Genomic DNA, 23,072 nt, shown 5'->3' with positions numbered 1-23,072 from the left:
GATGTTGCTTCGTCTACATGCCGATGTAGTGGTACACGAGATCCGGATTGGCATGCAGTTCTTCCGAGGCGCCGCTCCATACCACGACACCTTTTTCCAGGATGTAATGCCTGTCGGCCACGCGCATGAGCGCCGACAGGTTCTTGTCGATGACCAGCAGCGCCAGGCCGCGGCTTTTCAGCAGAACGATGCAGCGCCAGATGTCCTTGCGAACGATCGGGGCCAGGCCTTCGGTCGCCTCGTCCAGTATGAGGAGTTCTGGATTGGTCATGAGCGCGCGCCCGATGGCCAGCATTTGCTGCTCTCCACCCGAAAGATTGCATCCCAGGTGATGCTCGCGTTCTTGCAGACGCGGAAACAGGGCATAGATGTCGTCCAGCGACCATGCGGGGCCGGCGCGGCCGGATTGCCTGGCGGTCGCCACCAGGTTTTCCCTGACGGACAGGTTGGGGAAGACGCGCCTTCCTTCGGGCACCAGGCCAATGCCGGCGTGCGCGATCTGGTGGGGCCTGAGCCGGTTCAGGCTGGAGCCGCGCAGTTTGACGTGACCCTGCATGCAGGGTTGCAGGCCCATGATGGTTTTGACCGTTGTGGATTTCCCCATGCCGTTTCGTCCCAGCAGGGCAACGCATTGGCCGGCCTCGATTTCCAGGTTGACGCCGAACAGCACCTTGCTGTCACCGTAGGACGTTTCGACACTGTTCAATTGCAATAGCGGCGGTTGCGGCGCGGCATCGGGCCTGGCCTGTTCAGAATTCATCGTCGTCTCCCAGATAGGCATTCCGGACTTCCGGGTTTTCCTGTATTTGCTGCGGCGTGCCGCAGGCAATGGCCGAGCCGTACAGCAACACGCTTATGCGGTCGGCCAGGGCGAAGACGGCGTCCATGTCGTGCTCGACGAGCACGATGCTGTAGTCGCCCTTCAGGCGCTGCAGAAGCTCCACCAGGCGTGCGGACTCTTGCTTGCTCATTCCCGCCATGGGTTCGTCAAGCAGCAGAACACGGGGCCGCATGCCGAGCGTCATGGCGATTTCCAGCTGCCGCATCTCTCCGTAGCCCAGCGACCCTGCGCGTCGGTGGGCCGATTGCACCAGGTCGACTTCATGCAGGGCCTGATAGGCGGGCTCGTATAGCGCTTTGTCGCTGCGCACCGGCGACCAGAACCTGAAGCTGGAGCCGAGGCGGGCCTGCACCGCGAGCATGACGTTTTCCAGGACGGAGAAATCCTTGAATATCGACGTGATCTGATAAGAGCGGCCAATGCCGAGCAGGGCGCGCGCGTCGACCGTCTCGCGGGTGATATCCACGCCGTCGAAGACAATCTGCCCCCGATCGGGCAAGACTTCCCCCGTAAGCTGGTGGATGAAGGTTGTCTTTCCCGCGCCGTTGGGGCCGATGACGCCGTGCAGCTCGCCCTCCATCAGCGTCAGGTTCAGGTCGTTGGTCGCCTTCAGGGCGCCATAGTGCTTCACCAGCTTGTTCACCTGCAGGATTTCAGTCATGGCGCGCTCCCTTTGCCGTGAACGAACCATATAGGCCGCGCCTCAGGAACAGGACGACCAGTACGATGAATACCCCGAAGAAGCCCAGCCAGTGCGTGGTGATGAGTTCCGTCGCACTACCCAGGTCGATGGGCATGGTGGACAGGAATTCTTCGAGCCCCACGAAAGCGACGGCGCCTATCAGCGGGCCCAGCAGCGTTCCGAGTCCGCCCAGCACGCACATCAGTATCAGGTCGCCCGAGAGCGTCCAGCTCATGTAGGAAGGCGCGGCGAACAGGGCGAGATTGGCAAGCAGCACACCGGCCAGCACGGAGATCTGGGCCGAGACGACATAGGCGAACAGCTTGTAGCGGCTGGCCGGGAAGCCCAGGGCGTACATGCGGCGTGTGTTCTGCTTGCAGCCGCGGATCACGGTGCCGAATCGGGAATGGACGAGCCGATACAGAAGATAGGCCGCCGCCGCCAGTATCGCCAGCACCAGCAGATAGAACTGGTAGGGATTCTCGAGATCCATGCCCGGCAGGGTGCTTCTTGCGGCAATCGGCAAACCGTCGTCCCCGCCATATTGCTTCAGGCTGATGGCCAGGTAATAGAACATCTGGGCGAAGGCCAGCGTGATCATGATGAAGCCCATGCCGTCGACCTTGAGGCAGATGTAGCCGATCAGATAGGACACTATCGTGCCGACGGCAATGGCCACCACAAGCTGGGCAAGGGCGGACTCTACGCCATGGGTGGAAAGCATGCCTACGGCGTAGGCGCCGATTCCCAGGTAGAGCGCATGCCCGAAACTGACCATGCCGCCGTAGCCGAGAATAAGGTTCAGCCCCATGGCGGCCAGGCCCAGGATCATGGCGCGCGAGACCAGGTCCAAGTAATAGGTGTGGCCCAGGAACAGCGACACCACAGGAACCAGGACAAGGGCCAGAAATATCGCCGCGATGGGCAGCAGTTCGCGGATGCGGCTCGTGTGCAGTGCGTCCGCCGCCCTGGCGATCGTGTCCTGCGCTTGCTGCGGGTGGGCGCCGATGCCGTTCAGCGGCAGTGCCTGGCGTGTTTGTTCAGAGATCATGAGTTCACCCGTTCCTGACTGGAAACAGTCCGTGCGGCCGGATGGCCAGCACGAACGCCATGAGAAGATAGATCAGCATGGAGGCCACGGCGGGGCCCGCCGCCTGGGCCAGCGACTTCGCCAGTAGCTCGTTGAAGGCGGCCGGCATGAAGGCGCGCCCCAGCGTGTCGACCAGGCCGACGATGAGCGCCCCGTAGAACGCCCCGCGTATCGAACCGATGCCGCCTGTGACGATGACGACCAGGGTAAGGATGAGTATGGGCTCGCCCATGCCCGGCTGCACCGACAGGATGGGGCCGGCCATGACGCCGCCGAGTCCGGCCAGGCCCGCTCCCAGGCCGAAGATCAGGGTATTGAGCCTGCGTATGTTGGTGCCCATGGCGTCGACCATTTCGGCGTCGGCGGCTCCGGCCCGTATGAGCATGCCGACTCGGGTCTTATTGATGAGTAGGTACAGTCCGAGCCCGCACAACAGGCCGACGGCGATGATGAATATGCGGTAAGAGGGGTATTCGAAACCGAAGAATTCCAGGGTGCCGCGCAATGCCTGCGGCGCATTGATATAGATCGGGGCCGATCCCCACAGATAGCGCACGATTTCGTTGAACACCAGGATCAGTCCGAAGGTGGCAAGCACCTGATCCAGGTGCTCTCGAGAGTAAAGCCCCGCCAGCACGACGCGATCCAGGATGATGCCGATCAGGATCGCGGCCGGAACAGCCGCCAGCAGGGCAAGCACGAAAGAGCCGTATGTATTGAAGACGGCCGCCGCCACGTAGGCTCCCATCATGTACAGCGAGCCATGTGCCAGGTTGACGAAATTCATGATGCCGAAGATAAGTGTCAGCCCCGCCGACAGCAGGAACAGCAGGACACCCAGCTGCACGCCATTGAGAATTTGCGTTGCCAGAAGTTGTAGGTCCATTTCTCGGTACGCCTATCGTTTATTGCATTGGGCAATCTTGGTGGTAGGCGTCTTGCTGCGCCTTGAGCGGAGTGGCGATTTTCTTGAGGTTGAACCGGCCCTGATCGTCCTTGACGACTTCAAAGATGGACAAGTCCTGGATGGGGAAGTTGTTGTTGCCGAACTTGAAGTGGCCGCGCACCGACGGGAAGTCGGCTTGCTTCAGGGCCGCCATGAAGGCGGCCTTGTCTTCGACGTGGCCCTTCACCTTCTTTATGGCCGAATCGAGCAGTTGCGCTCCGTCATAGCTCTGCGCGGCAAAATCAGAGGGGATGCGCTTGTATTCCTTCTCGAACTCGGCCACGAATTTCTTGTTGGCGGCGTTGTCCAGGTCGGGCCCCCAGACGGGGCTGGTGACGACGCCCAGGGCGCTGTCGCGTTGGGCGGGAAGATTGATGGCGTCGGTCGTCGAGGTGGACAGGACCGGAATCTTGCCCAGCAGGCCGGCCTGCTGGTATTGCCGCAAGAAGTTCACGCCCAGCCCGCCAGGGTAGAAGACATAGACCGCGTCGGGCTGTTCGGAGGCGATCTTGGCCAGTTCGGCCGAGAAGTCCTGTTGATCGAGCGGCGTGTAGATCTCGTCGAGCAGCGGAGCCTGGTAGTAGCGCTTGAAGCCGCTGACAAAGTCGAAACCCGATTGGTAGTTGGGCACCATGGTGATGATTCTTTTGTACCCTTGCGACTTGGCGTAGCTGCCCATGCTCTCGGCCTTCTGGTCATTCTGGTACGAGGTGCTGAAGAAGTAGGGCGAGCACTCCTTGCCGGCTATCTGGCTGGGCCCGGCATTCGTGCCTATGAGGAACACTTCTTTTTTCGTGATCGGCCCATGCACGGCGAGCATTACGTTGGAGAAAGTGACGCCGACAATAATGGGCACGCCGTCTTTGTCTATAAGCCGTTTCGCCTGCTGCGCGCCTACTACGGGCTTGATCTGGGCGTCGGCCTTCAGCACGTCCACGGGGCGATTGCCCAGCTTGCCGCCGTTTTTCTTGAGATAAAGCATGAATCCGTCGTACGAGTCCTGCCCCAGGGCGGCCTGGCCGCCGGAAAACACGCCCATGAAGCCGATCTTCAGCTCGTCGCGGTTTTCCTCGGCAGGGGCGGCGTGGGCCAGCGCCATGGACAGGCCCAGGCCGGTTGCGGCGATTGTTTTCAAGAAATGCTGTCTCATGCTGTCTCCTTGTTCCACCCGAAGGGGCTGCGAACCTTGTATTGATTGTTTGTGGCTGCACTATTTTTAATCTGGATGTTTTATATCTAGATTGACGATTGAATTCTAGGGCGGCGGAGAAAGCTAGTCAACAAAAATCTGGACATATATAATCCAGATTATGAGGTATGAGGATTAAATTATTATGCGCATGAACGAAGGCGTGGAGTGGGGGCTGCATTGTTGCGTGGCACTAGGATGGATAGGCCAGAACGAAGTCATTTCCACCGCAAAGCTGGCGGCGAAATTCGGCCTGCCGGCGGCGTATCTCAACAAGACATTGCAGGCCCTGGCCCGCGCAGGCATTCTGGTTTCTTCGGCGGGGCCCAAGGGCGGGTTCAGGCTTGCCCGTTCGCCTGACAAAATCACCCTGTTGCAGGTGGTCGATGCGATAGAAGGGCCCGAGGCGGTGTTTCGCTGCACCGAAATCCGCCGTACCGGAGACGGCGCTTCGCCCGCCAGCGAGTGCCGCAGGCCGTGTGCCATAACCTCGGCCATGCGTCGGGCCGAGGCGGCCTGGAGACGCGAGCTATCCATCCAGACCGTGGCGGGCATTATGGACGATGCGCCGCGCACGGCCGCCGAAAGGGCGGTTCGATGGTTCGAAACCATACGAACCGCACCGGCTGGCTCTAGGCCGGCATGAATTCCGGCTTCAGTATGCCTTGCAGCTCGCCATATGGAATAGTGAGCTCGGGCTGCCCATGCGAGTACGGCGCCAGTTGATAGGAATCGTACTTGACCACCAGCCCCGCATCCGTCAACGCAAAGTTCTCACTGGGCTGGAAAGGCCAGAGCCGGTCGTAGCCGGCCGGGTCGCGCTGGGCGTCCGGGTTGGTGGCCAGCCAGCGCCGGTGCGCCGCCTGCAGCGCCTGCACATAGCGATCGTGGGCTCCCGGCTGCAGGATGTCGGCCATGCCCAGCACCTTGCGCGCATTGTTGTCCCAGTTCAGGAACTGGGTGGCCGAAATGCCGTGCGCCGCCCCCGTGAAGTACTGCCAGGTGTTCAATTCGACGACCGTCAGGTGCTGGCTGCGGTAGCGCGCCTTGGCCGAGAACACAGTGGAATCGCGCGCCGCGGCCGTTTGCCAGAAGTATTGTTCGTATTCCTGGATGGTGCCGTAGGGCTGGGGCTGCTCGGTGCCGGTGCCTGTCATCACGGCCAGCGCATGGTCCACGAGCTCGGTCAGTATGGGCACACCGGGGAAAACCAGCGAGTCCACCTCGATCTGCGGGCATTCACCCTTGCAGTCGGGTTTGCTGCGCTTGTACTTGAGCGGCTGGGTGAAGAGTCCTTCTTTGCTGCTTTCCTGGGCGATCTGGTCGGCCGGGATGAGCGTGATATTGTCGCGGGGGCCGCTGGCGCAGGCGGCCAGCACAGCCGCGCAGGCCAGCGTCAGCGCGGCGCGGGCCGTCAGGCGCAAGGCCGACGAGGCATGGCTCGAAGCGGCGGGTAGGGTGATATGGGGTGTCATGAGTGTGCGGCGCGGGTTTATCGTACTGTCTGGGCGCTCTGGCCGAACAGGATTTTGCGGGCCTCTTCGTCGTGCACCGTGGGCTGGCTGTTGACCGTTTTTGCCACATCGTAGGCGCGCACGGTGGCCGGGCGGGCGGCGATGGCGTCGAACCAGCGCTTCAGGTTGGGGAAGTCGTCCAGGTTCTGGCCTTGCCGTTCGTGGGACACGATCCAGGGATAGCAGGCCATGTCGGCGATGGAGTATTCGCTACTGATGAATTCGCGGTCGGCCAGGTGCTTGTTGAGCACGCCATAGAGACGGCCGGTTTCGCCCACGTAGCGGTCGATCGCGTACTGGATTTTTTCGGGGGCATAGGTGCCGAAGTGGTGGTTCTGGCCCGCCATCGGCCCCAGGCCGCCCATTTGCCAGAACAGCCACTGCAGCACCTCGGCGCGGCCGCGCAGGTCCGTGGGCAGGAAACGCCCTGTCTTCTCGGCCAGATAGACCAGCATCGCGCCTGATTCGAACATGGCGATGGGTTCGCCGCCGTCGGCCGGATCATGATCGACCATGGCCGGGATGCGGTTGTTGGGCGCAATCTTGAGAAAATGCGGTTGGAACTGCTCGCCCTTGCCGATGTTGATCGGCAGCACCTTGTAAGGCAGACCCGCCTCTTCGAGGAACATGGTCATTTTGTGCCCGTTGGGCGTGGTCCAGTAGTACAGATCAATCATGGATATCCTTGGGTCGAAGCGTTAGAGTTGAAGCGCCTTCTCGATGTCGGCACGCAGTTCGTCCGGCGTGGTCGAGGAGCCGTAGCGCTGTATCACCTGGCCATCCCGGCCGACGAGAAACTTGGTGAAGTTCCATTTGATGGCCTTGGTTCCCAGCACGCCGGTTTTTTCTTCCTTGAGCCAGTTGTACAGCGGATGGGCATGGGGGCCGTTAACCTCGATTTTTTCGAATAGGGGAAAGCTTGCCTTGTACACGGTAGAGCAGAAGGACAGGATGTCCACGCTGTTGCCGGGTTCTTGCCCTCCGAACTGATTGCAGGGAAAGCCCAGCACGGTGAAGCCGCGCTCTTTGTAGTCGCGGTACAGGGCCTCGAGGCCTTCGTACTGAGGGGTGTAGCCGCACTTGGAGGCGACGTTGACGACCAGGGCCACCTGGCCCTCGTAGTCTGATAGATCGACGGATTCGCCGGTGATGGACCGGGCCTGAAAGGAATGTAGCGAAGTCATGATGCCCACACGCAATAAAACCACGATAGGCCGGGGCGCGGTGAGCGATCACGCAGCGCCGACGGAGCCGACCGTTTACTTTACCAGCGGGTCGGGCCGGGGGCAATGCGGCGGCCGTATGCGCGCATGCGGCCGCCTGGTTCCGGGAGCGTTGGCCGGACCGGGGTCGAGCGGTGGCCGGCCGTGAGCGAATGCCATTTACACAGGAAGATCGGAGGCGATCCGTTGCACGGCCGTCTCGAGTTGCGCCCTTGAAATTTCGTGGGAGTCGGCAATGCGGTTCAGCGCGCCGGCATCGGCGTTTTCGACCGCGCGTACGGATTGAGCCGCTTTGCCGGGTATCCGGGGATGGACGCTCAGGCTGAACAGATCGTTGCGCGCGTAATGCCCGCAGGTGTCGATGATGGCCTTGGCGATCTTGATCATCTGGGCCGGGCAGTCGGCGTAGACGATGGCGTCGCCGTATACCGGGCCGGCCATCGCCACGCCTATGGGCGCATAGACGGCGCTGCCGCCTTTCGCATAGTTGATGTTCAGCGTATCGCGCAGGGCGAAACCGGCGGGCAGGGAGGCTTCGTCCATCATGCCGCAGGAAGTCATGACGAAGGCGCCTGCTTCGAAGGCGTGGGCGCGGCACGAGGCATATCCCCAGAAGTGCTCTCCGGTGTCGTCCGGTTCTTCCAGGCTGGGACCGGTATGAAGGCGGAAGGCGCCGGGGAAGACGCCCAAGTGGATGTCCTCGCCCTGGGAAATCATATGCGCGCGGGCGAGCGTCATCAAATGCTCTCCGCAGATCAGGCCGCCGATCCGGCCGAAGTCAGTGGCGTAGACCTGCATGCCGCTGCCGTCGCCGCAGCCCCAGACGGCGCGTTCGACGAATGTCGGCATGGTCTTGCGGTGCTTGCCCAGTATTTCTCCATGGTTGTCGATGAACAGCAGCGTGTTGTAGATGGTATGGCTGGCCGGATCTGAATCGAGTTCATTGCAGCCGATGATGACTACCGCGTTGGCGCGCGCAGCGGCCTCGCATAGGCGCCGGGTGTCGTCGCTCGGAATGAGCAGGGCGTTGTCGTAGAAAGCGGTGCGCACCTGCACCCAGGACTCCAACCGGCTCTCCCAGCCTTCACCCCAATAGGGATAGCCCGAAATCCAGGTTTCGCTGAAGGCGATGATGTTGGCGCCGCCGGCTGCGGCTTCCTGGATTTTGGCGCAAGCGATGTCCAGGGTCTTTTCGCGGTTCAGGAAGGCCGGAGGGGTCTGGACAATGGCGACGCGCACCGCTTCGCGGCCGTTCAGGACTTTGTGGCGAGCTTGCATGATCGTTGTCTCCATTTCATTGTGTGGGACGTTCGGGTAGCTTCACTCTAGCCCTCTGAATGGAAACAGACTTGCCTTTGGGCGAACGGAACTTGACCGCTGGCGAACTGCGCCGTGCGTCGCTCTCCGGAACCGAGGCCTAGTGTTTGGGATGCAGATGCAGTTTGCGCCAGTCGCGGGGCGACATGCCGAAGCGTTCGCGAAACGCCCTGGAGAAATGGCTCGGCTCGTGAAAGCCGAACGATTCGGCGATCTGGCCTATGCTGCGCGAAGCATGTTCGGGCCGGCCCAGGATCTCGCTTACTCTGTCCAGACGCTGATCGAGAATGTAGGCTGCGGGCTGCTCGCCGGCCGCGGCGAACACTTTCTGCAGCATGCGCAGCGAGACCCCCATCTCGTTCGCCACCTTTTGCGGACACAGGTCGGACACGCCGATATGGGCATGGATATAGCCTTGGGCCTGTCGCAGGCGGTCGGCCATCGAGCGAGGCTTCAGGGCCGGCATGCCCGCCCGCAAGGCCAGGCGCGTCAGATCGAGCAAGGGCAGTTCCAGGTCGCCGCCCGGATCGGCCTGCTCGAGAGCCGAGAAGCCCGCCATCAGCAGCCGGCTTGCGAAACTGGGCTGCAATGGCGTTGCAGTGAGCAGTTCGGCGTCGTCGGCCTGAATGCCCAGCGCCTCTGCGGGAACACGCAGCACATGCTGTTCGAATCGGTTCAGAAAGCTCAGCCGGTAAGGGCTGCGGGTGTCCATGGCCACCATCGCGCCGGGGCGCAGGCTGACCGAGCGGCCGCGATGCAGCAAGGTGGCGCAGCCTTTTTGCTGGAACATGAGAATGATGTTGGCGGCCTGGTCCGAGGCGATGGCTGCCGACGTGCGGCATACGCTTTGAGGCGAACCCGAGGCGAAGGTCATGCGGGCGCGACCGACATCCCTCCACGCCAGCCGGCAGTCGATTTCCTGTCCGTCCGCCGGGGCGACGTCGAGCCGCGCGAAAATGCGGGACACCGCGTCCGCCCAGTAGTCGCGGCGATCGTGTTTCGGGACATCGTATGTGTCAAGAGCACCCATGCAGCACCCCCGGATGAAGGACGAGCGTCAGTCGGGCCCCTCCGCCGTCATCGCACTTTTGCCTACTCTTCTTTTAACACCTTCTCGAACCACCAGCGCGGCGATTTCCCCTGGTCGGGCCCCAGGATGGAGAACCCGCCGTCCACGGGAATGTCGACGCCGGTGATCCAGGAGGCGGCGTCGCTGGCCAGGAAGGCCACGGCGTTGCCGATTTCGGCGCCGTCGCCCACGCGTCCCAAGGGGTGCAGCAAGGCGCCCACCTGGTCGGCATCCTGGCGCGAACCCTGGCTGAAGCGTTCGACCGAGGGCGACCAGGTCCAGGCCGGCGACACGGCCACGGCGCGTATGCCGTCCGGTGCGAGCGTGACGGCAAGGTTCTTGGTGAATTGCAGCAGGGCGGCCTTGGAGGCGGGATAGAGGGCCCGCCCGGCGGCGCCGAACTTGCCTCCGGTGCTGCCGAGGTTGACGATGACGCTGCCGGGCTTCATGCGGGCCGAGGCCTTCTGGGCGAAGAGGGCGGCCGAGACCAGATTGACGCCCAGTGTATGGTGCCACTGCTCGCGCGTGGACTTCAGGCCTTCGTCCTCGTAGACGCAGGCGTTGTTGACCAGGATGTCCAGGCGGCCGAAAGCGTCCAGCGTTTGTGCGATGCAGTGGTCGATGTCGTCGTCCTGCTGGATGTCGGTGGGGCAGTACAGGGCTGTTCCTCCCTGGCCTCGCAGCGCGTCCGCCAGTTCCTCGCCCTTGTCGGCATTGCGGCCCACGATTACCACCGAGGCGCCGCAGCGCGCCAGCACTCGGGCGATGTCGGCGCCCAGGCCCTGGGTGCTGCCGGTGACGATGGCGGATTTGCCGGCAAGATCGACGGGAGGGCGGGAAGTGGTCATTGAGTCAGTCGTCCATAGTGAGAATCAGGCGGCGCGCACCCCGGCCCCGTATCGGCGGGCGTCGCCATGCTGTGCGCCGCGACGTTCAGGCCAAGGGGTAGTTTCGCTCCAGGGCCTCGGCATCGAGAATCTGCGCGATCAGGCTCATGCTGTGCAGCGAGGCGCGGTGCACGGCGGGATCGGCGGCCGAACAGGCGTCGGCGGCGACGCTGACCTCGAATCCCATGTCCACCGCGTGGCGCACGGTGCTTTCGACCACGGAATGCGTGGCCACCCCCGCCACCAGCAGCCTCGATACCTTCAGCACGCGCAGGATCTCTTCGAGCTGGGAGCCGAAGAAGGCGTTGATACGCGAATGCTTGACGATGAATTCGCGGCGGTTGCCCACCATGGGCGCCAGGCTGGAGTAGAACTGCGCACCCCAGCTGCCTTCCTGCACCGCGCCGATCTTGGCCACGTTGCGGAATATCGGGGCGTTGGCGATGATGTCGGCGCCGTCCTCGCGGTAGGCGACGCGCACGTGGACGATGGGCATGGCGCGCGCGCGGGCGCGGCTCAGCAAGGCTTGGGCGGCGGCCACCAGCTTGTCGCGCGCCGGACTCTCGGCGGCCAGGCCGACCCGTATCTTGCCCTCGGGATGCAGAACGTCGTTCTGGTAGTGCAGCGCGAGCAGGGCGGTGCCGTGGGCCCGTTCTTCACTCATAGGTACACCTGGATGGCGCCGTGAACGTCGTCGCAGTTGACGAGGTTCACCTGCTTGAGCTTGATGCGCCAGCTGTCGTCATGAGCGACCAGCTTGTGAATGATCGAGCCGGCCATGTGGCGCAGGGCGTCCTTGCGCCATTCGGTCATGTGGAAGGCCGAGCGCACGATGAGACAGCCATCGGGGTCGGTGCCGTCGATCATGACGTTGCCAACCACGCGGGTGGAGTGGGTGATGGGCTGCTGGGCCCAGTTGCGCGGGTTCTCAAGGGTTCGGATGCGCAGTTCGCGCAGCATGCCGTTGTCCCAGCACAGCGAGATATGGTCATACGGGCTGGCCTGGTTGTGCTGCTGGGGAATCCAGTACATGCCGTCCTCGGTCCACAGGTCGAGCCAGCGCTGCCATTGCCGCTCGTCGAGCAGGCGGGCCTCGTTGTAGATGAATTGCTGTACGCGGTGATGGGTTTCGAGCGGAACGGCAATGGCCTTCTTCTGGTCGGTCGAAACGTCGAAATCGATGTCGAATAGCATGGTGAGATACTCCTTTTGCCGCTGGCCGCCTAGACCTGGCCCAGCATGTATTGCTTCCAGGCATTGAACTGGTTGCGCATGGGCAATTCGCTGGTGCCGTTGATCGACGTCATGCCGCCTTCGATCGGCTTGTCGGTGCCGGCGTAGCGGTGCTGGCTGACCCAGTCGCCGCCGCGGGTCATATTCCCCTGCTGGCAGCGCCCGTACAGTTCGATGTCGTCGGGCATCACATTGGAAGAAGGCGAGTTGATCAGGTTGGCATACATCAGCCCGCGCTTGAAGACCGCCTCGGGCGCGCCCTTGAGCCGGAAGGTCTGGATCTCGACCAGGGTGCGGTCCACCGCGATGGGCCGTATCACGCGGAACTGCTGGAACACCGTATGCGGCGATCCGCTGCCGTAGATGATGGTGTTGTGGCGGTTCTCGCCCATGATGGCCAGGGCGCGCTCGCGTCCATAGGCTTCTACCAGCGTTTCGAAATGCGAGCGCGTGACGGGGTCGGTCTCGATGGCGCCTGGGTTGAAGATGCCTTCCATATAGCCGTGGCCATAGTCGAAAGCCATGAGCGACAGCTTTTCCCAGAACTCGTAGGGCTCGCCGTTGCCATCCATGATGTGCAGCTCCAGCGGCATTTTGTCGAAGGATTCGGCCTGCTTGCGCGCCGAGGTGTACGATGATTCGTGCGTGACGTTGGCGTGCATGGTGTCGTGCAGGTTCTCGTAGAACACCTTCCAGTTGGACGGCTGCATCACTTTGAACACGCCGCCCGCCACCTCGACCTCGCCCTCGGGAGAGCGGTCGCACAGGTTGTCGATGGACGAGCGCACGCCGCCCAGGAAGTCGGTGAGCGACGGCCCTTGGGCCGCCTGGCTGGCGAACACGAAACCGCGATAGCTCTCGACCCGCGCCAGGGCCCGCATGGAGAACTCCGGCGACGAGGGGTCGAACGACGTGCCCTCGAAGCCGCGCCTGATGGGCGCCGCCAGATGGCTGCCGTCCAGCTTGAAGGTCCAGGCGTGGTAGGGGCAGCGGAAGAACTTGCCGGCGTTGCCGTCGCCGCGCGCGACCACCATGGCTCCCTTGTGCGGACATCGGTTGTACAGCACGTGCACCTTGCCGTCGGTGCCGCGCACCATGATGACGTCCTGGTCGCCGATGCGGGTGGTGTGGTAGTCGCCCACCTTCGGCACCTGGCTTTCGTGTCCGGCATAGATCCAGGCGTGGCCGTATATGCGGTCCATTTCGAGCTGGAAGATCTCGGGGTCGGTATAGACCGACTTGTGCACGCTGTCGGGGCGTACGAGTTCGGCGATGCTTTCGTTGCTGTAAGACATGGTGTTGCTCCTGCTATGACTGCCCCATCTTGCATTCCGCGGCGAAGGGGTCGTGGTAGTCCTCCAGAATGGTGCTGACGGTCTTGTTGGTGATGCGGCCCTGGTCGTCTTTGACGACTTCGCGCAGGTAGTAGTCCTGGATGGGATACTGGTTGGTGTTGAACTTGAAGTCGCCCCGCACCGATTTGAAATTGGCGGCCTTGAGCGCCTGGCGGAAGGCGTCCTTGTCTTCGATCTTGCCCTTGACGTCGCGCACGGCCGCGTCCAGCAGCATGGCCGCGTCGTAGCCCTGCGAAGCGTACAGGGTGGGAATGCGGCCGTATTCCTTCTCGAAGTCGGAGACGAACTTCTGGTTCTGCGGGTTGTCCAGGTCCGGAGACCATTGCGAGGAATTGAAGGTGCCCAGCATGGGGTCGCCCACGGCCTTGATGGTGTCCTGGTCGCCCGAGAAGCCCGGCATGTAGATCTTCATGTTCTTGGCAAGCCCCGAACTCTCCAGCTGCTTGATGAAACTGATGCCCATGCCGCCCGGCAGGAAGAAAAACACCGAATCGGCCTTCGAGGCCCGGGCCTGGGCCAGTTCGGCCGAGAAGTCGAGCTGGCCCAGCTTGACGTAGACCTCGTCGGCGATCTTGCCCTTGTACAGGCGCTTGAAGCCGCCGATGGATTCGCGGCCGCCGGGGTAGTTGGGAGCGATGAGGAAGACGCTTCCGTGCTGCTGCTCGGATACGTATTTGCCCATGGCGGCGGGAATGTCCTCGTTCTGCCACGACACCACGAAGAAGTTCTTGTTGCAGTTCTTGCCGGCGTAGTCCTCGGGCCCGGTATTGGTCGAGATATAAATGGTGTCGCTGCTCAATATGCTGGGTATCAGCGGCAGGAGCACATTCGAGAACACCATGCCGGTCAGGACGTCGACGTGGTCTCGCTTGATGAGGCGGTCGGTGGCCTGGCGCCCGATGTCGGCCTTTTGCTGGTCGTCGGCGACGATGACCTCGGTTTCGAGATCGCCGAGCTTGCCCCCGGCATGCTTGAGCGCCAGCTGGAACCCGTCTCGTATGTCTATGCCTATTGCGCCGCCGGGGCCGGAGAGGGTGGAAAGAAAGCCTACCTTGATCGAGTCGGCGGCGTGTGCGGGCGCGGCGGCCAGGGCGGCCGCAAACAGGGCGGCGGCAAGGACGCCCACCTTCGGACAGGCGGTTTTCATGGTTTGTCTCCTTTTTTTATAGGGTCATACTATGATGTTGGCTATAGCCCGGCGCGGCTATCCTTTTCTGGCAATTTCTGGCCAGCTCGTGCAACATTTACCTGTAGCCGTCATCCGCTCAAAGAGGCCGTACGATGGAATCATGGTTTAAAAGGGGGCTGAGCCCGCTGTACGATGCATCGCCGCTGTTTGCTTCCAGCGACCCGCAAGAGGCCAAGCTCGGCACCACAGGCGCGCTCAAAGAGCACGATCTGGTCTGGAGGTCGGGAAAAGTCGATTCTTTTTTACGCCACCTGCAGCTGGGCGAGGTCTCGCTGTTTCTGCTGCGCTATGGCGCGGCGGTGCACATTGCGCCGGGCGAGCTGCGCCGCTTCCTGCTGTTTCAGGTGCCTCTCGAAGGCTCGGCGCGCATCGCGGTGGGCGATTCGGTCGTGGCCGCCGACGCCCGCACGGGGGCGCTCATTTCGCCGACCCTGCCACTGCAGCTCGACTGGAGCGAAGGCTGCGAGCAGCTGCTGCTGAAGATACCCCGCGAACGCGTCGAGGAGTCCTGTAGCGCTCTGCTGGGCGCGCAGCTCGACGAGCCGGTCGAGTTCTGTCCCCAGTTCGTGCTCGACTCCCCGCGGGGGCGGTCGTGGCAGCATCAGATCGGCGCCTTGCTGTCATGGTTCCAGATGCCCGGGCAGATCGCGCCGACGCAGTGGGTGAGGGCGCAAGAAGAAACCCTCATCCAGCACCTGCTGCTGTGCCACCAGCACAATTACTCCGACCTGCTGCGGCGCCGTTCCGGCACGGCGCGGCGCAATGTCCGCATGGCCGAAGAGTACATCCGCGCGCACTTGCAGGAACCGCTCGATCTGGCCGGCATCGCGCAGGCCGGGGGCTCCAGCGTGCGCAGCCTGTGCGCGGCCTTCAAAGAACATCACGGCCAGTCGCCCATGGCCTATGTGCGCGATCAGCGCATGGCCCAGGCCCACGCCGAGCTGCTCAGCGCGGCGCCGGGCACCCGGGTCACCGACGTGGCCTTGCGTTGGGGGTTTACCCATCTGGGGCGTTTCTGCACCCGCTATCGAGAGCGCTACGGCCGCACGCCCTTGCAGACGCTGCAGCAGTAGGAGGCACGTCCTTGATCTGAGTTCTAAAACGCCGCCGCGGGCGATGCCGTTTAGGCCGGGCGGTCGGGCGGTCCGAGGCAGCGCCCTCCAACGCCCGTCCTAAACGGCATCGCCCACGTCGGCTCGCATTTGCGGCTTGCCGAGTTTCGCTGACCTAACAACAGAACCCCGGCCTGTATGGCTTGCCTAGGCATGAGCCGCCGGAGGCGGGAGTATTTGCGCCGGGCGTTGGAGGGCGCTGCCTCGGACCGCCCGACCGCCCGGCGCAAATACTCCCGCCTCCGGCGGCGCTTAAGAACACAGCAACTGCCTCGCAGCAAAACACAGCAGCGTCAAGGACACAACGGCGTCAGAAACACAACAGCGACATCAAAACCAGCAATAGCAATAAGCCGCCCGCTTAAGATACATGCTTCAAACGCCGATATATCGCTCCCACACATCCGGAGAACGCCGCAAGGTGTCCGAATCTCCGTTCCATACTACCTGGCCGCGCTCGATGATGGTATGCCGGTCGGCCAGTTCGATCAGGCGCTGCACGTACTTGTCGATCACCAGTGTAGTCTGGCCCAGCGCCTTGAGCTGCGCCAGGCATTGCCAGATCTCTTCGCGGATGAGCGGAGCCAGGCCCTCGGTGGCCTCGTCCAGGATCAGCAGCTTGGGATTGGTCATGAGGGCCCGGCCGATGGCCAGCATCTGCTGCTCGCCGCCGGACAATTGATTGCCCATATTGCCGGCCCGCTCGCGCAAGCGCGGAAACAGCGCGTAGATGCGCTCCAGCGTCCAGGGTTCGGCGGACCCGCTGCGGTTGCAGGCGAAGGCCACCAAGTTCTCGCGCACCGACAGGTTGGGGAAGATGCGCCTGCCCTCGGGCACCACTGCGACCCCCAGGCGGGCTATGCGATCGGCGCTCCAGCGGCCGATGTCGCGGCCGTCGAACCGGATGCTGCCGCCGTGGATGCGGGTCAGGCCCAGCACCGAACGCACCGTGGTCGTCTTGCCCATGCCGTTGCGCCCCAGCAGGGTGGCCGTCTGGCCGGCCTCGATGGCCAGGTCGATGCCGAACAGCACTTTGCTGCTGCCGTAGGCGGTTTCGATGGCCCTGACTTCAAGCAGTGGACTCATGCGCTCACCTCGTCGCCCAGATAAGCCTTGCGCACTTCGGCGTTGCGGCGGATTTCGTCGGGGGTGCCGGTGGCGATGACGCGGCCGGCCACCAGCACCGAAATGCGGTCGGCCAGCTGGAATACGGTTTCCATGTCGTGCTCGACCAGCAGCACGGTCAGTTCCCGACCCAGGGACTGGATGAGCGGCATCAGGCTGCGCGACTCTTTGGGGCCCATGCCCGCCATGGGCTCGTCCAGCAGCAGCATGCGCGGCTGCGTGGCCAGCGCCACGCCGACTTCCAGCAGGCGCTGCTCGCCGTGGGCCAGGCTTCCCGCCAGCGCATCCAGCCGCTGGTCCAGTCCGATTCGCGCGGCCAGGGCGCGCGCCTCGTCGAACAGCGCGGATTCGTCGACGGCGGCGCGCCAGAACCGCATGCTGGAACCATGGCGGGCCTGCACGGCCAGCGCGAGGTTGTCCAGTACGGTGCACTGGCGGAAGATGTTGGTGATCTGGTAGGAACGCGCCAGGCCGAGCCCCACGCGCGCGTTCATGGACAGGGCGGTGATGTCCTGGCCATTGAAGACGATGCTGCCTTCGTCGGGGCTGAGCCCGCCCGATATCTGCTGGATGAGGGTGGTCTTGCCGGCGCCGTTGGGGCCGATGATGGCGTGGGTTTCGCCGTCCGCCACGGCAAGGTCGAGATGGTCGGTGGCCACGATGCCGCCATAGCGGCGCACCAGGCCGCGCAGTTCGAGCAGGGGCGTCATGGTTTGTCTCCGGTGGGGGAGCCGGCCCTGGCAGGGCGGCGCAGGGCCAGGCTGGCCAGCCCATTGGGAAGGAAGAGCACGATGGCCAGCAGGATGAATCCCATGATGAAGGCCCAGTGCGTGGTGTAGGCCATGAGTATTTCTTCCAGCACCAGCAGCGTCACGGCGCCGATGACGCCGCCGAAGAAGTAGCCCAGCCCGCCCACCAGCACCATGACCATCAGCGTTCCCGACTGCATCCAGTGCAGCTGGCTGGGGCTTGCCATGTAGTTCTGGTTGGCGAACAGCGCGCCGCCCAGCGCGGCGATGGCGCCGGCGATGACGAAGGCCGCGAGCTTGAAGCGGAAGACGGGATAACCGATGGCCTGCATGCGGGTCTCGTTCTCGCGTATGCCCTGCAGCACGCGTCCGAAGCGGGCGTTGATGAGCCGGTGCATGAAGAGCAGCACCGCCACGGTGAGCGCCAGGCAGACGTAATAGAACACCGTGTCGGACGAAAGATCGACGCCCAGTTCGGAGCGCTGCACGAGGGCCAGGCCGTCATCGCCTCCATAGCTGCGCAACGACACGAAGATGTAGTAGGTCATCTGCGCGAAAGCCAGCGTGATCATGATGAAGTACACGCCCCGCGTGCGCAGGCAGACCAGGCCGATGAGAAAGGCCAGCACGGCGCCCACCAGCACGGCGGCGGGCCAGCTCAGCCAAGCCGAGGGCATGTCGTGATACATGAGTATGGCCACTACATAGGCGCCGGCGCCGAAAAAGGCGGCATGGCCCAGGCTGACCATGCCGCCGAAGCCCAGGATGAGATTGAGGCTGGAGGCCACCAGGGCGAAGATGATCAGGCGGGAGCCGAAGCTGATGTAGAACTCCTGGCCGAGCCAGGTCGCCACGGGCGGGAAGGCCAGCAGCGCGACGAGCAGGGCGATGATCCAGGGACCCGAAAGGCGATGATGCAAAGTGCTGTGCATGCGGGCTCCTTAGCTGCGTGCGGGAAACAGGCCTTCGGGCTTGAAGAACAGCACCCCGGCCATGAGCAGGTAGATCAGGATGGAGGCCAGCGCCGGCCCGAGGCTGGACGCCACCGCCGCCGGCATGACGGCGTGCAGCATGGAGGGCAGCAGCGTGCGGCTGAGCGTGTCGACGCAGCCCACCAGCACCGAGCCGATCAGCGCCCCGCGGATGGAGCCTATGCCCCCCACCACGATGACGACGAAGGCCAGGATGAGTATGCTTTCGCCCATGCCCACCTGCACGGACAGTATGGTGCCCAGCAATGCGCCCGCGATGGCGCACAGGGCGGCGCCGAAGGCGAACAGCAGGGTGAAGATGGTCTTGATGTTCACGCCCATGGCGGTGGCCATCTCGCGGTCGGACGCGCCGGCCCGCACCCGCATGCCCAGCCGGGTCTTGGCCACCAGTACATACAGCACGGCCGCCACGGCCAGGCCGGTGGCGATGATGAACAGCCTGAAAGAGGAATACGAGAAACCCGGCAGTATCTGCACCGGCTGGGAGAATATTTCGGGCGTGTTCAGCCGCAGCGGCTGCTCGCCCCACGCCATGCGCGCGCCTTCGTTGAAAATCAGGATGAGGGCGAAGGTGGCAAGCACCTGCGACATGTGATTGCGCTGGTACAGCCGCCGGAAGACAAGCACTTCGAGGATGACGCCGGCCACCATGGTGGCCGCCACCGCCAGCACCAGACCCAGCCAGAATGAATCGGTGGCCATGATGAAGGAGGCCGCGAAGTAGGCGCCCAGCATGTACAGCGAGCCATGGGCCAGATTGATGAAATCCATGATGCCGAACACCAGGGTGAGGCCCGCGGCCAGCAGGAACAGCATCAAGCCGAACTGCAGGCCATTGAGCGCCAGCTCGATCAGCAGCGTCAACTCCATTCGTTGTCTCCGTATATCTATTTATTTGAAGCTTGGATTGTTGAAGCACATACGACTTGCAAAGGGTATTACAGCGCTGAAGGCATGGCAAGAATCGTTGACCTGCCTCAGGCGCCAAAAAGGGTCGTATAGAATCAATGCACACTTTGCAGTGATTTTCACAGGGAGTACATAGGAAATGACCATGACCACCATCTATCACAATCCCCGCTGCAGCACGTCGCGCAACACGCTCGAGCGTCTGCGCGGCGCCGGCCGCGAGCCCGAAATAATCGAGTATCTGAAGACGCCGCCCAGCCGCGAACAGCTCGCCAAGCTGATCTGCGACGCGGGATTGACGCCGCGCGAAGCGGTGCGCAGCAAAGAGGCGGTCTATGCCGAACTGGGTCTTGACGGGGCGACGGATGCGCAGCTGCTCGATGCCATGGCGGCCAACCCCATCCTCATCAACCGGCCTTTTGTCGTGACCGAGAAGGGAACGCGCCTGGGCCGCCCGATCGAAGCGGTGGACGAGATCCTCTGACCGGAGCAAGAGCCGTCGGCGCCCGGCCGGCTCGAGGGCCGAGTTGCCAGGAGGCCGGGCAACTGTCGCAGCAAAACAGCACGAAAAAAGCCGCAGCGGCTTGAAAACATGGACATTTCCGGAATTGGAGTATAAAATTTCCATAACTGGAGTCCATTATGAGCCTCGCCTACGCCTATCCCTTCAGCCGTTTCGAACCCGCCGACGTCGTCGATCTCAATGCGCGGCCTGTGCGCGAGCGGCTTTCGGCGTCCGCCCTCAAGGGTTTTTTCAAGCTCGCCCAGGCCTGGAAACTGCGCGACGAAGACGCCTGCGTGCTGCTGGGCGGGGTATCCAGCAGCTCGTACTACGAATGGAAGAAAAAGCCCGAACGCGTGCTCGAGGTCGACCGCCTTACGCGTATTTCGTACCTGCTGGGCATCTACAAGTCGCTGCACATCCTGTACGGCGACGACCTGGCCGACAAGTGGGTGCACCTGCCCAACCGCAACGCCCTGTTCGGGGGGCGCACACCGCTGGCCTACATGATGGAAGGCGGCCTTATCGCCATGCAAGCCGTCAGGCAACTGCTCGACGCCCGGCGCGGCGGCGTCTGAGCCGTCGCGAGAGAGCCCATGGCTTCGCTGCCCCCCATGTCGCTGGTCCGCCAACTGGACACTGTCCGCCTGCTGCCGTCGCGTTTTGCCGATCAAGAAGACTCGGTGCTGTCGCCTCTGGCCGAGGGCGCCGACCACCTCGCCGACCTGTTCGCGCTCGACAATGCCACCAACCGGCGTTTGCGGGCCGAGCGCGGCGGCCTGGCCGGCATAGGCATAGACGAACTCGTCTTCGGCGTGCCCAATTTCCGCATTGTCAATGCCGCTTTCACCTATCCTCGTCCAGAAGGCAGCCGCTTCAATTCGGGCGAGCGGGGCGCCTGGTATTGCGCTTTCGACGCCCAGACCGCGCTGGCCGAAATCGTTTTCCATAAAACGGTCGAATATGCCGAGATCGACTTCTTCCAGGACAGCGTCAGCTATCAGGCGCTATTGGCCGATTTCAGCGGCGAATTCCACGATCTGCGCGATGCTCCCGATTTCGCCGAATGCCTCAGCCCAAGCAGCTACGTGGCCTCGCAAGAGCTGGCGCAGCGGCTGCTCGACGAGGGATCGATGGGCGTGGTGTATCCCAGCGTGCGCCGGCCGCAGGGCACCAATCTGGCCTGCTTCAGGCCCGCGCTGGTGGGCAATGTGCGCCGGGCCCAGGCTTATCGGCTCACCTGGTCGGGCGCGCCGAATCCCGCCATAGAACAGGTGTCGTGATGGGGCTCACGGTGGCCGCTCGGCCATTGCCAGGAGCTCTTTAGCCGCGCGATCGCTCGGCGCCGGAATCGAGGTATTCCGGCGCCATGTACACGCCTATGCCGAGACTGTTCTGGCGGGAAGAAAGCGCCTGGCTTATCCTTTCAGATGCTTGTCGAAGAATTCCAGCGTGCGGCTCCAGGCGAGCTTGGCGGCTTCTTCATCGTAGCGGGGCGTGGTGTCGTTATGGAAACCATGCTGGGTGCCGGGGTAGACGAAGGACTGGTATTCGACCCCGTCGGCCTTCAGGGCTTGTTCGAAAGCCGGCCAGCCGGCGTTGATGCGCTCGTCGCTTTCGGCATAGTGGATCAGCAGCGGCGCCTCGATGCTTGCGGTTTCTTCGGCACTGGGCTGGGCGCCATAGAAAGGCACGCCGGCGCCAAGGTCGGCGCGCCGGACGGCCAGCTTGTTCACCACTCCGCCGCCATAGCAAAATCCCACGGCGCCGTAGCGGCCGCTGTAGTCCGGATGCTTTTGCACGTAATCCACGGCGGCGAACAGATCTTCGTGCGTCTTGGCCTGGTCCAGCTTGGCAAACAGCGCGCGCGCCTCGTCTTCGTCGCCCGGATAGCCGCCCAGCGGCGTCAGGGCGTCGGGCGCGAAGGCGATATAGCCTTCGACCGCCAGGCGCCGTGCGACATCCTCGATATAGGGATTGAGGCCGCGATTCTCGTGGTACACGACCACTGATGGAAGCTTGCCTTGGACCCGGGCGGGCAGGGCAAGATAGCCCTTCATGGCGCCGCTGCCCTTGGGGGAAGGGTATTCTTCCCGGCTGGTGGCGATGCGCTCATCCGATTCGGGCACTTGGTTGGCCCAGGCGAAGTTGGGTTTCAGGCTGTCCAGCAGGGCGGTGGCCGTGAGGCCGCCGACGGCATAGCGCGCGGCCTTCTGCAGAAAGGCCCTGCGGTCCAGGGCGCCGTGCACATACTGGTCGAAGAGGCGCAGCACGTCGGGATGGAAATCGGAGGCTTTCTTTCGAGTCATGGCGGCTCCCAGGGTAGTGGCGGTTGACTCGATAAAGCATACTTTGGGCGGGGCGGGGAGAAAACTGTTTTTTTGCCTGGAAGTGTTCCGAGGCTCAGCGTCATTTTTTTTTGCGGACGGTTTTTTGGCCGGTCCTTGAACGCCGCAGGACGGGAATATTTTTGCTCTGGGTTCTTGACTGCCGTCGGAAGCCGGCGCACCTCGTTCTGAGTACTATAACCGCCGCCGGAGGCGATGCTGTTCAGGCCGGGCGGTCGGGCGGTCCGAGGCAGCGCCCTCCAACGCCCGGCCTGAACAGCATCGCCTCCGACGGCTCGCATTTGCGGCTTGCCTCGGATTGGATATCTCGAGGCTGCGATTCACCGCAATTATGGGAGGCCTCTGATGCGAGGCAAGGGGATCTCTACTTAGCTGCTTGACGTGATGTTGGCTATCCCCGACATATTATGTAGCGCGTCCCGAATCGAGAGGTGCAGATATTCCCCAACCTACAATAGAACGCTATCGTATGGCTTGCCCGAATCTAAGCCGCCGGAGGCGGGGGCACTTGGGCCGGGCGTTGGAGGGCGCTGCCTCGGACCGCTCGACCGCCCGGCCCAAGTGCCCCCGCCTTCGGCGGCGCTTAAGAATCTATGGTCAGCCCGCATTTTGCAAGCGTGACGGTGTTGACGTAAATTAGGCTTGCTTGAATCTATCCGGAGTCAGTTGGGGTTCCATCCCCGCTCCATGATGAGAGCCGCGCCGGGCAAGCCTAAGAACTCAATCAGCGTCGATGCGCTTTTCTTAAGCTCAGGTTTCCTGCCCGGCCGTTGAGCCGTTTATGTCTTCACGTATCTCGC

General features: G+C 63.0%; 25 protein-coding genes. 5 read left to right on the top strand and 20 right to left on the bottom strand.

From position 1 onward, the window contains the following. Window positions 1-13 precede the first annotated feature (13 nt). Genes CSC67_RS16485 through CSC67_RS16465 form a run of 5 tightly spaced genes read right to left on the bottom strand, consistent with a single transcriptional unit; the run spans window position 14 to window position 4,709 of the window. Window positions 14-760: an ABC transporter ATP-binding protein gene (locus tag CSC67_RS16485; protein ID WP_118995549.1), complete on the bottom strand. Its 747-nt coding sequence runs from the start codon at window positions 758-760 to the stop codon at window positions 14-16. After that, a complete protein-coding gene (locus CSC67_RS16480; RefSeq protein ID WP_118995548.1) occupies window positions 750-1,502 on the bottom strand; it encodes an ABC transporter ATP-binding protein in 753 nt (250 codons plus the stop codon). Before CSC67_RS16480 ends, CSC67_RS16485 begins: the two co-directional genes overlap by 11 nt. Continuing rightward, window positions 1,495-2,574: a branched-chain amino acid ABC transporter permease gene (locus CSC67_RS16475; RefSeq protein ID WP_118995547.1), complete on the bottom strand. Its 1,080-nt coding sequence runs from the start codon at window positions 2,572-2,574 to the stop codon at window positions 1,495-1,497. Before CSC67_RS16475 ends, CSC67_RS16480 begins: the two co-directional genes overlap by 8 nt. A gap of 4 nt (window positions 2,575-2,578) precedes the next feature. After that, entirely contained in the window at window positions 2,579-3,499 is a 921-nt protein-coding gene (locus CSC67_RS16470; RefSeq protein ID WP_017523466.1) for a branched-chain amino acid ABC transporter permease, read from the bottom strand. Window positions 3,500-3,518: 19 nt separating this feature from the next. Then, window positions 3,519-4,709 carry an ABC transporter substrate-binding protein gene (locus CSC67_RS16465; protein WP_118995546.1) on the bottom strand — a complete coding sequence of 397 codons (1,191 nt, stop codon included), beginning with the start codon at window positions 4,707-4,709 and terminating at the stop codon, window positions 3,519-3,521. A gap of 184 nt (window positions 4,710-4,893) precedes the next feature. Between CSC67_RS16465 and CSC67_RS16460 the strand changes: the two genes are divergently transcribed. Then, complete coding sequence (locus CSC67_RS16460; RefSeq protein ID WP_118995545.1) at window positions 4,894-5,394, top strand: RrF2 family transcriptional regulator; 501 nt, start codon at window positions 4,894-4,896, stop codon at window positions 5,392-5,394. Here the strand turns inward: CSC67_RS16460 and CSC67_RS16455 are convergent. The 10 genes from CSC67_RS16455 to CSC67_RS16410 all read right to left on the bottom strand — a co-directional run bounded on the left by CSC67_RS16455 (window position 5,381) and on the right by CSC67_RS16410 (window position 14,493). Next, window positions 5,381-6,223, bottom strand: a complete 843-nt coding sequence (locus CSC67_RS16455) for an RsiV family protein (RefSeq protein ID WP_245220269.1) — start codon at window positions 6,221-6,223, stop codon at window positions 5,381-5,383. The genes CSC67_RS16460 and CSC67_RS16455 overlap by 14 nt on opposite strands. A 17-nt stretch (window positions 6,224-6,240) precedes the next feature. Continuing rightward, entirely contained in the window at window positions 6,241-6,939 is a 699-nt protein-coding gene (locus CSC67_RS16450) for a glutathione binding-like protein (protein ID WP_118995543.1), read from the bottom strand. 21 nt (window positions 6,940-6,960) lie between these two features. After that, on the bottom strand, window positions 6,961-7,446 hold the full coding sequence (locus tag CSC67_RS16445; RefSeq protein WP_118995703.1) for a glutathione peroxidase: 486 nt from the start codon (window positions 7,444-7,446) through the stop codon (window positions 6,961-6,963). A 198-nt stretch (window positions 7,447-7,644) separates the two neighbouring features. Further along, window positions 7,645-8,763 (bottom strand): carbon-nitrogen hydrolase family protein, encoded by a 1,119-nt coding sequence (locus tag CSC67_RS16440; RefSeq protein ID WP_167752938.1) that lies wholly within the window; start codon window positions 8,761-8,763, stop codon window positions 7,645-7,647. Window positions 8,764-8,902: 139 nt separating this feature from the next. Beyond that, window positions 8,903-9,832: a helix-turn-helix domain-containing protein gene (locus CSC67_RS16435; protein ID WP_118995541.1), complete on the bottom strand. Its 930-nt coding sequence runs from the start codon at window positions 9,830-9,832 to the stop codon at window positions 8,903-8,905. A gap of 62 nt (window positions 9,833-9,894) precedes the next feature. Further along, a complete protein-coding gene (locus tag CSC67_RS16430) occupies window positions 9,895-10,719 on the bottom strand; it encodes a glucose 1-dehydrogenase (protein WP_118995540.1) in 825 nt (274 codons plus the stop codon). An 85-nt stretch (window positions 10,720-10,804) separates the two neighbouring features. Continuing rightward, the gene (locus tag CSC67_RS16425; RefSeq protein WP_118995539.1) at window positions 10,805-11,422 is read right to left on the bottom strand and encodes a cysteine hydrolase family protein; all 618 of its coding nucleotides are present in this window, start codon (window positions 11,420-11,422) and stop codon (window positions 10,805-10,807) included. After that, window positions 11,419-11,952 (bottom strand): aromatic-ring-hydroxylating dioxygenase subunit beta, encoded by a 534-nt coding sequence (locus tag CSC67_RS16420; protein WP_118995538.1) that lies wholly within the window; start codon window positions 11,950-11,952, stop codon window positions 11,419-11,421. The genes CSC67_RS16425 and CSC67_RS16420 overlap by 4 nt, the downstream gene beginning before the upstream one ends. A gap of 29 nt (window positions 11,953-11,981) precedes the next feature. Beyond that, the gene (locus tag CSC67_RS16415; protein WP_118995537.1) at window positions 11,982-13,286 is read right to left on the bottom strand and encodes an aromatic ring-hydroxylating dioxygenase subunit alpha; all 1,305 of its coding nucleotides are present in this window, start codon (window positions 13,284-13,286) and stop codon (window positions 11,982-11,984) included. A gap of 13 nt (window positions 13,287-13,299) precedes the next feature. Beyond that, the gene (locus tag CSC67_RS16410; protein WP_118995536.1) at window positions 13,300-14,493 is read right to left on the bottom strand and encodes an ABC transporter substrate-binding protein; all 1,194 of its coding nucleotides are present in this window, start codon (window positions 14,491-14,493) and stop codon (window positions 13,300-13,302) included. Window positions 14,494-14,627: 134 nt separating this feature from the next. On the opposite strand from CSC67_RS16410, the gene CSC67_RS16405 reads away from it, so the two are divergent. After that, on the top strand, window positions 14,628-15,608 hold the full coding sequence (locus CSC67_RS16405; protein WP_245220268.1) for an AraC family transcriptional regulator: 981 nt from the start codon (window positions 14,628-14,630) through the stop codon (window positions 15,606-15,608). Between the two features lie 414 nt (window positions 15,609-16,022). Here CSC67_RS16405 and CSC67_RS16400 read toward each other — a convergent pair whose 3' ends face one another. Genes CSC67_RS16400 through CSC67_RS16385 form a run of 4 tightly spaced genes read right to left on the bottom strand, consistent with a single transcriptional unit; the run spans window position 16,023 to window position 19,383 of the window. Then, a complete protein-coding gene (locus CSC67_RS16400; protein WP_118995535.1) occupies window positions 16,023-16,733 on the bottom strand; it encodes an ABC transporter ATP-binding protein in 711 nt (236 codons plus the stop codon). Next, complete coding sequence (locus CSC67_RS16395) at window positions 16,730-17,482, bottom strand: ABC transporter ATP-binding protein (protein WP_118995534.1); 753 nt, start codon at window positions 17,480-17,482, stop codon at window positions 16,730-16,732. The genes CSC67_RS16400 and CSC67_RS16395 overlap by 4 nt, the downstream gene beginning before the upstream one ends. Further along, the gene (locus tag CSC67_RS16390; RefSeq protein ID WP_118995533.1) at window positions 17,479-18,453 is read right to left on the bottom strand and encodes a branched-chain amino acid ABC transporter permease; all 975 of its coding nucleotides are present in this window, start codon (window positions 18,451-18,453) and stop codon (window positions 17,479-17,481) included. Before CSC67_RS16390 ends, CSC67_RS16395 begins: the two co-directional genes overlap by 4 nt. 9 nt (window positions 18,454-18,462) lie before the next feature. After that, window positions 18,463-19,383 carry a branched-chain amino acid ABC transporter permease gene (locus CSC67_RS16385; protein WP_118995532.1) on the bottom strand — a complete coding sequence of 307 codons (921 nt, stop codon included), beginning with the start codon at window positions 19,381-19,383 and terminating at the stop codon, window positions 18,463-18,465. Window positions 19,384-19,567: 184 nt separating this feature from the next. Between CSC67_RS16385 and arsC the strand changes: the two genes are divergently transcribed. From arsC to CSC67_RS16370, 3 genes are all read left to right on the top strand, one after another. Further along, window positions 19,568-19,906 carry an arsenate reductase (glutaredoxin) gene (arsC, locus tag CSC67_RS16380; RefSeq protein ID WP_118995531.1) on the top strand — a complete coding sequence of 113 codons (339 nt, stop codon included), beginning with the start codon at window positions 19,568-19,570 and terminating at the stop codon, window positions 19,904-19,906. A 158-nt stretch (window positions 19,907-20,064) separates the two neighbouring features. Continuing rightward, a complete protein-coding gene (locus CSC67_RS16375; RefSeq protein WP_118995530.1) occupies window positions 20,065-20,502 on the top strand; it encodes an MbcA/ParS/Xre antitoxin family protein in 438 nt (145 codons plus the stop codon). A gap of 18 nt (window positions 20,503-20,520) precedes the next feature. Further along, the gene (locus CSC67_RS16370) at window positions 20,521-21,207 is read left to right on the top strand and encodes an RES family NAD+ phosphorylase (RefSeq protein WP_118995529.1); all 687 of its coding nucleotides are present in this window, start codon (window positions 20,521-20,523) and stop codon (window positions 21,205-21,207) included. Between the two features lie 135 nt (window positions 21,208-21,342). On the opposite strand, the gene CSC67_RS16365 is transcribed toward CSC67_RS16370, so the two are convergent. After that, window positions 21,343-22,233 carry a dienelactone hydrolase family protein gene (locus CSC67_RS16365; protein WP_118995528.1) on the bottom strand — a complete coding sequence of 297 codons (891 nt, stop codon included), beginning with the start codon at window positions 22,231-22,233 and terminating at the stop codon, window positions 21,343-21,345. Between the last annotated feature and the right edge of the window lie 839 nt (window positions 22,234-23,072).

Source organism: Pusillimonas caeni, from assembly GCF_003545815.1.
GTDB classification, from domain to species: Bacteria; Pseudomonadota; Gammaproteobacteria; order Burkholderiales; family Burkholderiaceae_B; genus Pusillimonas; species Pusillimonas caeni.
The sequence above is the reverse complement of the archived record's forward strand: the minus strand, read 5'-3'. Positions and strand labels throughout refer to the sequence as shown.

What these genes read in the sequence shown, in the direction of transcription:
- CSC67_RS16485 (WP_118995549.1), bottom strand. Translation starts at nt 760, where the DNA reads ATGAATTCTGAACAGGCCAGGCCCGATGCCGCGCCGCAACCGCCGCTA.
- CSC67_RS16480 (WP_118995548.1), bottom strand. Translation starts at nt 1,502, where the DNA reads ATGACTGAAATCCTGCAGGTGAACAAGCTGGTGAAGCACTATGGCGCC.
- CSC67_RS16475 (WP_118995547.1), bottom strand. Translation starts at nt 2,574, where the DNA reads ATGATCTCTGAACAAACACGCCAGGCACTGCCGCTGAACGGCATCGGC.
- CSC67_RS16470 (WP_017523466.1), bottom strand. Translation starts at nt 3,499, where the DNA reads ATGGACCTACAACTTCTGGCAACGCAAATTCTCAATGGCGTGCAGCTG.
- CSC67_RS16465 (WP_118995546.1), bottom strand. Translation starts at nt 4,709, where the DNA reads ATGAGACAGCATTTCTTGAAAACAATCGCCGCAACCGGCCTGGGCCTG.
- CSC67_RS16460 (WP_118995545.1), top strand. Translation starts at nt 4,894, where the DNA reads ATGCGCATGAACGAAGGCGTGGAGTGGGGGCTGCATTGTTGCGTGGCA.
- CSC67_RS16455 (WP_245220269.1), bottom strand. Translation starts at nt 6,223, where the DNA reads ATGACACCCCATATCACCCTACCCGCCGCTTCGAGCCATGCCTCGTCG.
- CSC67_RS16450 (WP_118995543.1), bottom strand. Translation starts at nt 6,939, where the DNA reads ATGATTGATCTGTACTACTGGACCACGCCCAACGGGCACAAAATGACC.
- CSC67_RS16445 (WP_118995703.1), bottom strand. Translation starts at nt 7,446, where the DNA reads ATGACTTCGCTACATTCCTTTCAGGCCCGGTCCATCACCGGCGAATCC.
- CSC67_RS16440 (WP_167752938.1), bottom strand. Translation starts at nt 8,763, where the DNA reads ATGCAAGCTCGCCACAAAGTCCTGAACGGCCGCGAAGCGGTGCGCGTC.
- CSC67_RS16435 (WP_118995541.1), bottom strand. Translation starts at nt 9,832, where the DNA reads ATGGGTGCTCTTGACACATACGATGTCCCGAAACACGATCGCCGCGAC.
- CSC67_RS16430 (WP_118995540.1), bottom strand. Translation starts at nt 10,719, where the DNA reads ATGACCACTTCCCGCCCTCCCGTCGATCTTGCCGGCAAATCCGCCATC.
- CSC67_RS16425 (WP_118995539.1), bottom strand. Translation starts at nt 11,422, where the DNA reads ATGAGTGAAGAACGGGCCCACGGCACCGCCCTGCTCGCGCTGCACTAC.
- CSC67_RS16420 (WP_118995538.1), bottom strand. Translation starts at nt 11,952, where the DNA reads ATGCTATTCGACATCGATTTCGACGTTTCGACCGACCAGAAGAAGGCC.
- CSC67_RS16415 (WP_118995537.1), bottom strand. Translation starts at nt 13,286, where the DNA reads ATGTCTTACAGCAACGAAAGCATCGCCGAACTCGTACGCCCCGACAGC.
- CSC67_RS16410 (WP_118995536.1), bottom strand. Translation starts at nt 14,493, where the DNA reads ATGAAAACCGCCTGTCCGAAGGTGGGCGTCCTTGCCGCCGCCCTGTTT.
- CSC67_RS16405 (WP_245220268.1), top strand. Translation starts at nt 14,628, where the DNA reads ATGGAATCATGGTTTAAAAGGGGGCTGAGCCCGCTGTACGATGCATCG.
- CSC67_RS16400 (WP_118995535.1), bottom strand. Translation starts at nt 16,733, where the DNA reads ATGAGTCCACTGCTTGAAGTCAGGGCCATCGAAACCGCCTACGGCAGC.
- CSC67_RS16395 (WP_118995534.1), bottom strand. Translation starts at nt 17,482, where the DNA reads ATGACGCCCCTGCTCGAACTGCGCGGCCTGGTGCGCCGCTATGGCGGC.
- CSC67_RS16390 (WP_118995533.1), bottom strand. Translation starts at nt 18,453, where the DNA reads ATGCACAGCACTTTGCATCATCGCCTTTCGGGTCCCTGGATCATCGCC.
- CSC67_RS16385 (WP_118995532.1), bottom strand. Translation starts at nt 19,383, where the DNA reads ATGGAGTTGACGCTGCTGATCGAGCTGGCGCTCAATGGCCTGCAGTTC.
- arsC (WP_118995531.1), top strand. Translation starts at nt 19,568, where the DNA reads ATGACCACCATCTATCACAATCCCCGCTGCAGCACGTCGCGCAACACG.
- CSC67_RS16375 (WP_118995530.1), top strand. Translation starts at nt 20,065, where the DNA reads ATGAGCCTCGCCTACGCCTATCCCTTCAGCCGTTTCGAACCCGCCGAC.
- CSC67_RS16370 (WP_118995529.1), top strand. Translation starts at nt 20,521, where the DNA reads ATGGCTTCGCTGCCCCCCATGTCGCTGGTCCGCCAACTGGACACTGTC.
- CSC67_RS16365 (WP_118995528.1), bottom strand. Translation starts at nt 22,233, where the DNA reads ATGACTCGAAAGAAAGCCTCCGATTTCCATCCCGACGTGCTGCGCCTC.